The following is a 12540-nucleotide window of genomic DNA, read 5'->3' as shown; positions in this document are numbered from 1 at the left end:
TTCCCGTACGCGGATGACATGCCGTTTTGCGGGAACCCGTCCCAAACGAGGGGAGATGTGGAAGGGGGGGGGGGGGGGAGGGCGGTGTTTTTGGGATTCCTTCCACTCCCAACACCCGCCGTGGCCGGCTTGTTCGCGGCGGGGCCCCGCCTGCTCGCCAGAGGGGCCGCCCCCGCGGTGGGAGCCGCCGCGGGGGCGGTGGCCGGGGCGGCCCGGTCCGGGGTACGGGGCGCCGACACCGCGGCACGTGTCGTACGGGTCGCCCGCGACACCTGGCCCGGGCGACCGCACCCCTGGCGGTCCGGCACCCGGACCCACGTGGCGTTGCGGCCCGAGGAACCGGAGCGGGTACGGCGGGAGGGCGGGATCGAGCGGGCCGCGCGCAAGGTCGCCGCGGCACTGGCGGAGCGGCCCGACGTGGCCCTCGCGTACTGGGACGGCGGACTGCGCCGGCTGGTGATCACCGCCGTCGAGGAGTCGGCCGGCGACCGGGTGCTGGAGAGGGCGAGCGAGCTCGCGGCCCGGCACGGGCTGGCCCGTACGGACGAGGAGGTCGAGGAGATCCCCCACCCGGCCAACCGGGCCGGAGTACGGGACGCCGCTCTGACGCTCGCCGCCGACGGGCTCGGCATCGCCGCCGCGTTCATCGGGTACGGCCTGCGGCTGCCGGCCTCGCCCCGCTCGGTGACGGCACTGGTGACGCTGCTGCGGGAGAACCCCCGCTTCCGAGGATGGCTGCGTGCGCGGGTCGGCCGCTCCCGCATGGACATGCTGCTGGCCATGGCGAACGCGGCCGCCCACGGCGCCGGCCGGACCCCGACCGCCCTCGTGCTCGACGGCGCGCTGCGCTCGCTCCAGCTCGCGGAGACGGTCGCGCGCGCGGCGGCGTTCGACCTGGTCCACGACGACGTCTGCGCGCCGGAGCGAGGCAGCGTCGCCGGAGACCGGCATCCGCGCCCGCCGCTGCGCACCTCGCCGGCCCAGGAGTACGCCGCACACGCCGAGACCGGCAGCCTCGTCGGCGCGGTCGCCACGCTGCTCGTCAAGCACGACGGCACCGAGGCGGCGGAGGCCGTGCTCGCCGGCTCTCCCAAGGCCGCCCGCTACGGTCCGGCCGCCTTCCACGCCGTGCTGAGTTCCGCGCTGTCCCGCGCGGGCGTCCTGGTGCGTGACACCGAGCGGCTGAGGCAACTGGAGATGGCCGACACGGTCGTCCTGCACCCGAGCGCGCTCAGGACTCCGGGTGCCGACGCGGACCCGTGGGCGGAGACGGTGTTGGACGCGGCGCGACGCGCGGGCCTGCGGGTCGTCATGGTGGACGACCCCGCCCTGGCCGACTTCACGAATCTCGCCGACCAAGTGGTGCGCGACGAACGGTCGTTGAGCGAGGTCGTGAACGCGTTGCGCGCCGAGAACGACGGCGCCGTCGTCACGGTCGCCCGGCCGGGGGAGGACGACGAGGACATCCTCGCCGGGCTGCTCGCCGGTGATGTGGCCGTCGCCCTCACCGACCGGGACGGAGCGGTGGTCTGGGGCGCGGACGTGCTGGCCCTGCACGGGCTGGCCGATGTGTGGCGGCTGCTGCGGGCGGTCCCGGCCGCGCGCAAGGTCGGCCACAGGTCACAGACCCTGGCCCGGTCCGGTGCCGCCCTGTCCGGGCTCCTGGTCGCCATCGGCAAGTCCCGGCGCGGCCGCCCCACACCGTGGCCCGGGCTGCGGCACACACCCGTCGACGCGAGCGCCACCTGGGCCCTGTTCACCGGCACACGCGCCGCCCTCGGCGTGGCAGCGGCCCGCGCACCGCACCCCCGGCCGCGCGTCGCCTGGCACGAACTGGAGCACACCGAGGTCCGCGAACGGCTGGAGCAGGAACCGGGCCCGGAGCAGACTCTGCCCGAGCAGGCGACGGGCCGTGCCCGCAAGGCAGTTCAGGCGATGGGCCGGCAACGCGTGTTCGCCCCGCTGACCGCGCCGCTGCAACTCGCCCGCGCCGTGCGTGGCGAACTCGACGACCCGCTCACCCCGGTGCTCGCCGTCGGTTCGGCCGCCGAGGCGATCCTCGGCTCGGTCGTCGACGCCCTGCTGGTCGTCGGCGCGCTCGATCTGAACGCGCTGGTCGGCGGCATCCAGCGGATGCGGGCCGAGCGGGCACTGTCCGGACTGCTGGCGAAGCAGACGCAGAAGGCACGCGTCACGGCCGAGGAGCCGAAGGCCCGCCCGCGTCTCGTGGACGCCGCCAAGCTCAGCCCCGGCGACCTGATCGAACTCCGGGCGGACGACGTGGTGCCCGCCGACGCCCGACTGGTGTGGGAGGACGGCCTGGAGGTCGACGAGTCCGCGCTGACCGGGGAGTCCCTGGCGGCCGACAAGGGAGTCGACCCGACGCCCGACGCCGCCGTGCCGGACCGCAGCTGCATGGTGTTCGAGGGCACGACCGTGGTGGCCGGGGAGGCCAGGGCCGTCGTCGTCGACACCGGGGAGCGGACGGAGGCCGCACGGGCCGTGGCCCTCGCCGCCCGTACGCCCCCGTCCGCAGGAGTCCAGGCCAGGCTCCGGGAACTCACCGACAAGGCACTGCCCTGGACCCTGGCGGGCGGCGCCGGGGTGACCGCACTGTCACTGCTGCGCGGCACCCCCATCCGCCGGGCGGTCAGCGGCGGCGTCGCGGTGGCCGTCGCCGCCGTCCCCGAAGGGCTGCCGCTGGTGGCGACCGTGGCCCAACTGGCCGCCGCCCGCAGGCTGAGCCGCCACGGAGTCCTCGTCCGGGCCCCGCGCACCCTCGAAGCGCTCGGCCGGATGGACACCGTCTGCTTCGACAAGACCGGCACGCTCACCGAGAACCGGCTCCGCCTCGTCCGCCTCACGGACGCCGACGGCACGGTCCGCAAACCGGACGCGGACGACCCCACGCTGCGCACCGCGGCACGCGCCTGCCCCCAGCTGAACGGCGGCTCGGACCGGCCCGTGCACGCCACCGACGAGGCCGTCCTGGACGCGGCGGGACCCGACCCCGAGTGGTCCCAGACCGAGGGACTGCCCTTCGAGGCCGGCCGTGGCTACGCCGCCGCCGTCGGCGAGGAGCAGGACGGCACCGCCGTACTCGTGGTGAAGGGCGCCCCCGAGACGGTGCTGCCCGCCTGCGCCGACCTGCCCTCCTCGGCGTCCGAGGCCGCGCACGACCTGGCCGCCGACGGACTGCGCGTCCTCGCCGTGGCCCGGCGCCGACTCGGCGCGGCGGACGACGCGGCGGACGTCCTCGAACAGCCGCTGGGCGAGCTGGAGTTCACGGGCCTGCTCGCACTCGCCGACGTACCCCGCGACACCTCGACCGCCCTCGTCGAGGGCCTGCGCAAGGCGGGCGTACGGCCCGTCATGCTGACCGGCGACCATCCGCAGACCGCTCGCGCGATCGCCGCCGAACTGGGCTGGCCCGAGGACACCGGCGTCGTCACCGGCGACGAACTCGCCTCCGCGGACCGGGAGGAGCGCGCCCGCATGCTGCGCGACATGGGAGTGGTGGCCCGGGTGGCGCCCGAGCAGAAACTCCAGGTCGTCGAGGCGCTGCGGGACGCCGGGCGAGTGGTCGGCATGGTCGGCGACGGAGCCAACGACGCGGCGGCCATCCGCGCCGCCGACATCGGCGTCGGCATCAGCGCCCGCGGCTCGGCCGCCGCCCGCAACGCCGCCGACCTCGTCCTCACCGACGGCGACCTGACGGTCCTCATCGAGGCGGTCGCCGAGGGCCGGGCCCTGTGGCACAGCGTCGCCGACGCCATCGCCATCCTGATCGGCGGCAACGCCGGCGAGGTGGGCTTCGGCCTCCTCGGCACCCTCCTGTCCGGCGCGGCGCCCCTGTCCACCCGTCAGATGCTGCTGGTGAACCTGTTCACGGACCTGTTCCCGGCGATGGCGGTGGCGGTGACGCCGAAGGAGCCGGAGGGAACGGAGGGAACCGACACGGAATCTGCGGCGGCCGGGACCGAAGGCACCGAACCCCTGGGTACCTCACTCCTCGGCGCACCCCTGACCAGCAAGATCCGGCACCGTGCCCTGACGACCACGCTGGGCGCCACGTCCGCCTGGCTGATCGGCCGCTTCACCCCGGGCACCGCCCGCCGTTCCACCACCATGGCCCTGTGCGCCGTGGTCGGCACCCAGCTCGCCCAGACCCTGGCCGACCGCCGAGGCAGCCCCCTGGTCCGGGTCACCGCCCTCGGCTCCGCGGCCGTGCTCTTCGTCCTGGTCGAGACCCCCGGCCTCAGCAACCTCTTCGGCTGCACCCCGCTCGGGCCGCTCGCCTGGACGGGCGTAGCCGCGTCGATCGCGCTGGCGGTGTCGGGGCAGCGGGCCCTGCCATACCTGGAGCGGGCCGTCCGCCGGCAACTGCCAACGGGATGATCTCGGCCGAGCTGAGTCTGCCAACCCAGGGGCGCGGGGAACTGCGCGAGCCCCCCCCACGAACCGGCAGGCGCGAGACGGGACAAGCCATCCCGACGAGTAGGCGATCAAACGGACCGGTGGTACTGGTCCGGCACATGCACGTCCCCACCCAACTCCCGCGCAGCCTCCCGAGCCCACGACGGCCGGCGCAGCAACTCCCGGCCGAGCAGCACCGCGTCCGCCTCTCCGTTCGCGACGATCTTCTCGGCCTGCTCGGCCTCGGTGATCATCCCCACCGCGGCGACCGGCAACGAGGTCTCGGCCTTCACCCGTGCCGCGAACGGCACCTGGTAGCCCGGCCCGACGGGGATCCGGGCGCCCGCGGCGTTGCCGCCGGTGGAGACGTCCAGCAGATCGATGCCGTGAGCCTGGAGGTCGGCCGCGAAGCGCACCGTGTCGTCAGCGGTCCAGCCCTGCTCCTCCAGCCAGTCCGTCGCCGAGATCCGGAAGAACAGCGGCTTGTCGTCCGGCCACACCGCCCGTACCGCGTCCACGACCTGGAGGGCGAAACGGGTGCGGTTCTCGTACGAGCCGCCGTACTCGTCGGTGCGGTGGTTGGAGTACGGGGACAGGAACTCGTTGATCAGATAGCCGTGGGCGCCGTGGATCTCGGCGATCTCGAAGCCGGCCGCGAGAGCACGGCGCGCGGCGTCCGCGAACTGCCCCACGGTCTCCTGGATCTCGGCGACCGTCAGCTCACTCGGCACCGGGTGCCCGTCGGCGAACGCGACCGGGCTGGGTGCCACCGGCTGCCACCCGTGCGCGTCCGCGCCCACCGGGGCGCCGCCCCGCCAGGGCTGGTCCGTCGACGCCTTGCGCCCGGCGTGGGCAAGCTGGATCGCCGGCACGGTGCCCTGCGACACCAGGAAGCGCGTGATCCGACGGAACGCCTCGACCTGTGTGTCGTTCCAGATGCCCAGGTCGTACGGTGAGATCCGGCCCTCGGGGCTGACCCCGGTGGCCTCGACGATGATCAGCCCCGTGCCGCCGGCCGCGCGGGCGGCGTAGTGCGCGAAGTGCCAGTCGTTGGGGACGCCCGTCTCGGGGCCCTCGGGCGCGGCCGAGTACTGGCACATCGGCGGCATCCACACCCGGTTCGGGATCGTCACATCGCGCAGGGTGTAGGTCTCGAAGAGCGCACTCACGGCGGACTCCATTCGTCACGGGGACCAGCGGTCGACTCGTACGATAGACATCGTAGTACGGGAAGTGTCAAACTACGAGAGGTCTCGTACAATGAGGGAATCCGAGCAGGGGGACTCCCGAGTGAGGGAACCCGACGAAGTGGAGCCGCCGTGACCAGCCCCGCTGTCAGCAGCCGTGACCTCCCGCACCCGACGCGCGAGGAGATCCGGCTGGAAGGCGTGCTGCACGCACTGTCCGACCCGATGCGGATGCGGATCGTACGGGAGCTCGCCGCCGTCGGTGACGAGCTCTCCTGTTCGCACTTCGACCTGCCCGTGACCAAGTCCACCACCACGCACCACTTCCGGGTGCTGCGCGAGAGCGGTGTCCTTCAGCAGGTCTACCGGGGCACGGCCAAGATGAACGGCCTGCGCAAGGACGACCTGGACGGCCTCTTCCCGGGACTCCTCGACTGCCTCCTCGACGCCGCAGACCGTCAGGCCGCCCGCCTCGACGGCGCCTGAACCGCGGTGCCGCCCCGCACCCCCATTACGGGGTGCTCTCGTGCGCGGCAGTCATCAGCGACTGCCAGTCCGGGAGCTTGACCACCCCGCGCCCCAGTGACGCCCCCAGCTCCGCCTCCGCCCGCTCGATGGCGCACCAGCCCGTCCACTCGACCGGTTCGACGCCCTCGGCGCGCAGGGCCGCGAGGGGGTCTTCGGGCCTGTCCTGGCGTACGAGTACGGAGGTGTCCGCCAGGAGGGCCGTCACCGTCTCCTTGGCGTCCGAACGGTTCGTGCCGATGACGCCCGTCGGGCCCCGCTTGATCCAGCCGGCCACGTACTCGCCCGGCGCCACGCGACCCTCGCGCAGAACGCGTCCGGCGAGGTGCGGCACCGTGCCGGTGGCGGGGTCGAACGGCAGCCCTTTCAGCGGCACCCCGCGATAGCCCACCGAACGCAGCACCAACTGGGCCTCGACCTCCTCGTACCGGCCCGTCCCCGTCACGCCGCCCTCTCCGTCGGAGACGGTCCGCTCGAAACGCACCGCGCCCACGCGCCCGCCCTCGGCGAGGAGTTCTACGGGACGCAGGAAGAAGCGCAGCCGGATGTGGTGACCGGCCTCGTGCGGCGGGTTCTCGGCCCAGCCGCGCAGGACCTCCACGTTGCGGCGCTGCGGGGCGGGCAGCCCGGAGGGGTCGGCGTAGGCCGGGTCCAGTGGCAGTTCCTCCGCGTCCACGGCCACGGCGGTGTCGGGCAGCGTCCCCAGTTCCCGTAGCTCCTTGGTGGTGAAACGCGCCTGGGACGGGCCGCGCCGCCCGACCATGGTGACGTCGGTGACCCGGCTCGCGGCGAGCGCGGTGAGCGCGGCCTGCGGCATGTCGGTGGGGGTCAGCTCGTCCGGGCCCCGCGCCAGCATCCGCGTGACGTCCACGGCGACGTTGCCGACGCCGATGACGACCGCCGACCGCGCGCCGAGTACGAACCCGTCTTCCATGGCGTCCGGATGGGCGCTGTACCAGGACACGAACTCGGTCGCCGACCAACTGCCCGGCAGGTCCTCGCCGGGAATCCCGAGGTGCCGGTCGGTGGCGGCGCCCACGCAGTACACGACGGCGTGGTACAGCTCCCGCAGCCGGTCGGCAGGCACCCCGCCCGGGCCGATCTGGACCCCGCCGAGGAACCGCACCCGCTCGTGTTCCAGGACGGCTCGCAGGTTGTTCTGGAGGGACTTGATCTTCTCGTGGTCCGGCGCCACCCCGTACCGCACCAGGCCGTACGGGCACGGCAGCCGGTCCAGGACGTCGACGAGTACGTCGGGGGCCTGCTGCACGAGGTTCTGGGCGGTGTAGCACCCGCCCGGTCCGGAGCCGACGACGGCGACACGCAGCACGGGGAACTCCTCGTCCGGGGACCTTCAGGGGCCTTCAGGGGCCTTCGGGGATCTTGAGGATCTTCGGGAGTCGCTCTCGAGTCCAGCATCGCACCGCCGCCGCTCCGCTGACAGGGTGCTGTGCGTCGTACGGGACGCGTGTTCGTTCGTATGGAATGTGATCATGCGGTTACGTTGCGTGTGTGCTGGAAGCATCCTTTCTTAATCTTTCCGATCGCCTTGCGACGGATGGTGCCGTGTCCGTGTGGCCCGCGTGGGAAGTGCGGGACGGCACCGGGGCCACGGCCTGGTTCGCGCTCCGGCTGGAGTTCGGCGACGGCGCCCATGTCGACGCGGTCGCCGTGGTGTCCGAGGGGTGCGTCTCCATCGAGGACGTACGGGCCGAGCCGGCGCTCTCCCTGGACGACCTGGCGGCGCTCGCCGACTGGATCGAGGAGCCGCTCTCGGAGGCCTGCGGCATCGGGGCCGCACCGGACGCGGATCCCGGACCGGACAGCATCGGCGCGGACGGTGACGAACCGGACGGTGAGCAGGCCGACGGCCCGTGCCTGGCCGGGTCGGGCTGGCCGCGCGGTATCGAGGGGCAGTGGCTGGTGGCGCAGAAGTACCGCGCGGCTCAGGACCAGGGGACCGACCCCGTTCTCGCCGTCATGACGGCCACGGGGTTCGGCCGCCGCAAGTCACTCCGGCTGATCGGCCAGGCCCGTGACGCCGGTTTCCTGACGAGGCGTCGAGCCCGCCACTGACCCGGAGGCCGCGCTCGCGCCGACGCCCGCGCTGTGGCGGTGGAACGAGGCCCACTTGGTCACCGCCTGGAGCAGGTTCGCGCCGGCCAGCGCCGCCCACAGGGCGGTGAGCCCGCCGGCCTCGGCGACGGGGACGGCGACCGCCGCGAGGGCCCCGAACCACACGGCGGTGGACACGAGGCTCGGCACGGTCCGCCGGAGCCCGATGAGCGCGAAGCCCGCGACCGCCTGAAGGGCGTCGGTGACCACCACCAGCACTACCAGGGGCAGTTGGCGCACCACCTGGGGCAGCAGCGCGTCGTCCGAGGTGAACAGCGCTACGACGGAGTGCCGGCCGAGCAGCAGGGCGGCGCCGAGCACGGTGATCGCGCCGAGGGTCACGCAGACGCCCGCCCACAGACTTCGGCGTATGCCCGCGACATCGCCCTCGTTCGCGGCGCCGGCGGTCAGCGGGATCATGGCCTGGCCGACTGCCACCGCCACGGTGAACATCACGTTCACCAGCGACTCGGACACGCCGTGGACGGCCGCGCTGTCGGTGCCGATCCGGGCGGCGGCGAACGTCAGCACACCGAGGACCGCGAACTTGATCAGCACTGTCCCGGCGAGCGGGATCCCCACCGTGGCCAGCCGCAGCACCCGGCGCGGATCGGGCCGTCCGGGGTGCAGCGGGCGGCCGGCCAGGACGGTACGGCGGCGCAGGGTGTGCTGGTTGGCCCACGCGCCGACCAGGGCGGCGGCGAGCATGGCGACGCCGGCCCCGGTGAGGCCGTACCCGGGAAGGGGGCCGGGCGCGCCGACCAGCAGGACCGACAGCGTGACGGACGTGGCGGTGCTCAGCAGCCCGGCGCGCATCACCTGGGCGCTGTGGCCGAGGGCCACCAGGACCGAGGTCGCCGACTGGCCGACGGCGACGAGCAGCACGCTGCCCGCCAACAGGCACGGAAATACGCCCAGTTGGTCCAGTACGGCGGCGGGCACTCCTGCCGCACCGCCGATCAGCGGCACCGAGGCGACGGCCGCCGCGCACACCCCGCCCACGGCCAACGCCAGCCACATCGCGTTCCGGACGATCGGCAGCAGCGCGTCCGGCTCGCTCTTGCAGGGCACGACGAACGGCATGACGCCGCGCAACGCGCCCGCGACGGTCGCGGTGGCCGGAGCGAACACGGCGACGGCGACCGCGAAGGCCGCCAGGGAGACGGTCGCGTGGCGTCCGAGCAGGGCCGTGTCGACGAGCGCGCCCGCCGAGGCGGCCAGGGTGCTGAGGTACAGCGGCAGTGCCGCCCTGGCGATGTCCCGGACAGCGGTCAGAGCATGTCCCGCATCCGCGAGATCTCGCTCGTCTGCTGGGCGACCACCTCGTCGGCCATCTCCTCGATCCGGATGTTGTTGCCCTGCCCCTTCACATCCGTGGCCATGGTGATCGCGCCGTTGTGATGGGTGATCATCAGCGTGAGGAAGAGCTCGTCGAACGCCTTCCCTTGCGCGGCACGCAGTTTGGCCAGCTGTGCCTCGGTCGCCATGCCGGGCATCGAGCCGTGGTCATGGCCCTCGCCCTTCTCGGACTTGCCGTGGCTCTTCAGCCAGCCCTTCATGGCGGTGATCTCCGGCCCCTGCGCGGCGGAGATCCGCTCGGCGAGCTTCTTGACCTTCGTCGACTCGGCGTGGGCCGGGGCGAGTTCGGTCATCGTCAGAGCCTGCTCGTGGTGTTCGATCATCATCCGCGCGTAGGCGACGTCCGCCGAGTTGGGGGAGTCGTCCTCGGCGCGCTGCCGTGCGGCCTCCTCGGCGGACAGCACCTGGTTCGACTCGCCCGGCTTGCCCGGCACGATCACCGAAGGCCCGTCCTGCGCGTCCGAGTCGGAGCCGGATCCGGAGTCGCAGCCTCCGAGCGCGAGCACGGCCAAGGCGGCCAGTGAGGCCGTAACAGGACGCGCCCGACGGAACTGCGTCTTCGTTACATGTTCATGGCACGCTCTTGAAATGTGCATGGTAGAGACCATACTCGGGCGTGCGTGAACCGTTCCAGTGTGAACGGCACAAGGGAGGAAAACAGTGATCCTGTTCAGCAATCCTCGAACGCGGCGCAGACGTCTGGGAGTTGGCGCCGCCGCCGCCGGGCTCCTCGCCGCGCTGCTGACCGCGCAGCCGGCCGCAGCGATCCCCGACCCCGGGGACGGCCCCGTCGCGGAGAAGGAGGTCTCCGACAGCACTCGGGCCGAGGTGCGGAAGGCCCTCAAGGAGGGTGAGATACCGGGCAAGGACGAGATCGTCCACTCCGACAACATCAAGCACCTGGCCAACATCCCCAAGGACGCCCTCCAGGGCACCAACTCGGACCTCGCCTTCCAGGGCAGATACGCCTTCGCGGGCAACTACGACGGCTTCCGCATCTTCGACATCAGCAAGCCCACGGCGCCGAGGACCATCGCCCAGGTCCTGTGCCCGGGCTCGCAGAACGACATCTCCGTCTCCGGCGACCTGCTGTTCCTGTCGACCGACTCCTCGCGCAGCGACAGCAGTTGCAACAGCACCACCCAGCCCGCGACCGAGAAGTCCTCGTGGGAGGGCATGAAGGTCTTCGACATCAGCGACAAGCGCAACCCCCGCTACGTCGCCGCCGTCGAGACCGCCTGCGGCTCGCACACCCACACGCTGGTGCCCGAGCGCAGGAACGTCTACGTCTACGTCTCCTCGTACTCACCGAGCGCCACCTACCCCGACTGCCAGCCCCCGCACGACGGCATCTCCGTCATCAAGGTGCCGCGCAAGGCCCCCGAGAAGGCGGCGGTCGTGGGCTTCCCGGTGCTCTTCCCCGGCGAGGGCCCGGACGGCGGAGGCAACCCCGGCTCGCCCACCAACCCGGGCGTCTCCAAGACCACCGGCTGCCACGACATCACGGTCCTCGCGGACAAGGACCTGGCCGCCGGTGCCTGCATGGGTGACGGCATCCTGTTCTCCATCAAGGACCCGGAGCACCCGAAGGTCATCGACCGGGTCCAGGACAACGTGAACTTCGCGTTCTGGCACTCGGCGACCTTCAACCAGAAGGCCAACAAGGTCGTCTTCACCGACGAGTTGGGCGGCGGCGGAGCGGCCACCTGCAACGCGGAGATCGGCCCGGACCGCGGTGCCGACGGCATCTACGACATCGTCGGCAAGGGCGACAAGCGCAAGCTGGTCTTCCGCAGCTACTTCAAGATCCCCCGCCACCAGGCGGACACCGAGAACTGTGTCGCCCACAACGGCTCGCTGATCCCGGTCAAGGGCAAGGACCTCATGGTCCAGGCCTGGTACCAGGGCGGCGTCTCCGTCTGGGACTTCACCGACTCGGCCCACCCGAAGGAGATCGCCTACTTCGACCGCGGCCCGCTGACCACGGACACGATCAGCTCGGCCGGCACGTGGTCGGCGTACTACTACAACGGCTACATCTACTCGAACGAGATGGCCAGGGGCTTCGACGTCCTGAGGATCGACGACCGGCGCACGAACCCGGCCCGCTGGGTCCACATGCGCGAACTCAACGTCCAGACGCAGCCGGACTACTTCGACTGATCGTCCGGGCAGCCGGGTGAGGACCCGGTAGCGAAGAACCGCGACAGATCCGTGTCGCACGTCCCGCCGGGCACGGCCACCGAGTCCGGCGGGACTCCCATGTCCCAATCGAGCCGGTAGCGCGTGAACAACTCGGCCCGCAGCACCGGCAACGGCATCGGCACCCCGGGCACGAGTGCCGCGTAGACGGCGCCCATGAGTAGCGAGCGCAACATCGGGTAGTCGGCGTCGACGTCGTGCGAGCCGGCCCCCGCGCAGACCTCGCGCAGCAGCTCGGCCAGGCGCTGCTGTTCCGGGCACTGCACGAAGCCCTCGGCCTGGAGGATCCCCGCCATGTGCTGGCGCATCAGCACGGGCCGGTCCCGGGCGAGCCCGAGGATCGCGTCGATGGCCCTGGCCATCCGCTCCCGGCCGTCCTCGGTGCGGGGCTCGCGCTCCAGTGCCTCCTGGAGCGTGCGGTGCATCAGCCGGTGCACGGCGGACTGCACGAGCCGTCGTTTGCCCGGGAAGTAGTACGACACCAGTCCGCGAGCCGAGCCCGCCCGGTCCGCGATGTCCCCCAGCGTGGTCGCCTCGTAGCCCCGCTCGCCGACCAGCTCCACCGCTGCCTGCAGAAGCCGCTCCCGAGAACGCCGCCGCAACTCTTCATTGACCGAGGCGCTGCGCGGGGACATCCTGTAACTCCTGCGTTGACTGGCTGCCAGCCAACTATACTCAGCGCTTCCGGCCCGGCCGTGATTCGGCCTGGTCGGGGTTGCCGTCTGCCCTGGGCGAC

At 72.4% G+C, this 12540-nt stretch carries 9 protein-coding genes; 4 read left to right on the top strand and 5 right to left on the bottom strand.

The features are described from left to right. The first annotated feature begins 84 nt into the window (after nucleotides 1-84). Nucleotides 85-4398, top strand: a complete 4314-nt coding sequence (locus tag ACZ4UU_RS36485) for an HAD-IC family P-type ATPase (RefSeq protein ID WP_471907696.1) — start codon at nucleotides 85-87, stop codon at nucleotides 4396-4398. A gap of 107 nt (nucleotides 4399-4505) precedes the next feature. Here the strand turns inward: ACZ4UU_RS36485 and ACZ4UU_RS36480 are convergent, their stop codons facing one another. Further along, complete coding sequence (locus ACZ4UU_RS36480) at nucleotides 4506-5585, bottom strand: NADH:flavin oxidoreductase/NADH oxidase (RefSeq protein WP_471907695.1); 1080 nt, start codon at nucleotides 5583-5585, stop codon at nucleotides 4506-4508. Nucleotides 5586-5735: 150 nt separating this feature from the next. Between ACZ4UU_RS36480 and ACZ4UU_RS36475 the strand changes: the two genes are divergently transcribed. Next, nucleotides 5736-6089 (top strand): ArsR/SmtB family transcription factor, encoded by a 354-nt coding sequence (locus tag ACZ4UU_RS36475; protein WP_471907694.1) that lies wholly within the window; start codon nucleotides 5736-5738, stop codon nucleotides 6087-6089. A gap of 25 nt (nucleotides 6090-6114) precedes the next feature. On the opposite strand, the gene ACZ4UU_RS36470 is transcribed toward ACZ4UU_RS36475, so the two are convergent. After that, nucleotides 6115-7458, bottom strand: a complete 1344-nt coding sequence (locus ACZ4UU_RS36470; protein WP_471907693.1) for an FAD-dependent oxidoreductase — start codon at nucleotides 7456-7458, stop codon at nucleotides 6115-6117. Between the two features lie 236 nt (nucleotides 7459-7694). On the opposite strand from ACZ4UU_RS36470, the gene ACZ4UU_RS36465 reads away from it, so the two are divergent. Beyond that, nucleotides 7695-8204: a DUF6214 family protein gene (locus ACZ4UU_RS36465; RefSeq protein ID WP_471907692.1), complete on the top strand. Its 510-nt coding sequence runs from the start codon at nucleotides 7695-7697 to the stop codon at nucleotides 8202-8204. Here ACZ4UU_RS36465 and ACZ4UU_RS36460 read toward each other — a convergent pair. Further along, entirely contained in the window at nucleotides 8139-9374 is a 1236-nt protein-coding gene (locus tag ACZ4UU_RS36460) for an MATE family efflux transporter (RefSeq protein WP_471907691.1), read from the bottom strand. The two genes, ACZ4UU_RS36465 and ACZ4UU_RS36460, sit on opposite strands and share 66 nt — an antisense overlap. A 140-nt stretch (nucleotides 9375-9514) precedes the next feature. Next, on the bottom strand, nucleotides 9515-10198 hold the full coding sequence (locus ACZ4UU_RS36455) for a DUF305 domain-containing protein (protein WP_471907690.1): 684 nt from the start codon (nucleotides 10196-10198) through the stop codon (nucleotides 9515-9517). A 64-nt stretch (nucleotides 10199-10262) separates the two neighbouring features. Here ACZ4UU_RS36455 and ACZ4UU_RS36450 point away from each other — a divergent pair, with 64 nt between their 5' ends. Continuing rightward, nucleotides 10263-11765 carry an LVIVD repeat-containing protein gene (locus tag ACZ4UU_RS36450; RefSeq protein ID WP_471907689.1) on the top strand — a complete coding sequence of 501 codons (1503 nt, stop codon included), beginning with the start codon at nucleotides 10263-10265 and terminating at the stop codon, nucleotides 11763-11765. On the opposite strand, the gene ACZ4UU_RS36445 is transcribed toward ACZ4UU_RS36450, so the two are convergent. After that, nucleotides 11753-12439, bottom strand: coding sequence for a TetR/AcrR family transcriptional regulator (locus ACZ4UU_RS36445; protein WP_471907688.1), 687 nt, complete (start codon nucleotides 12437-12439; stop codon nucleotides 11753-11755). The two genes, ACZ4UU_RS36450 and ACZ4UU_RS36445, sit on opposite strands and share 13 nt — an antisense overlap. Nucleotides 12440-12540: the final 101 nt, after the last annotated feature.

The organism is Streptomyces sp. NPDC028907 (assembly GCF_055564995.1).
The sequence above is the reverse complement of the archived record's forward strand: the minus strand, read 5'-3'. Positions and strand labels throughout refer to the sequence as shown.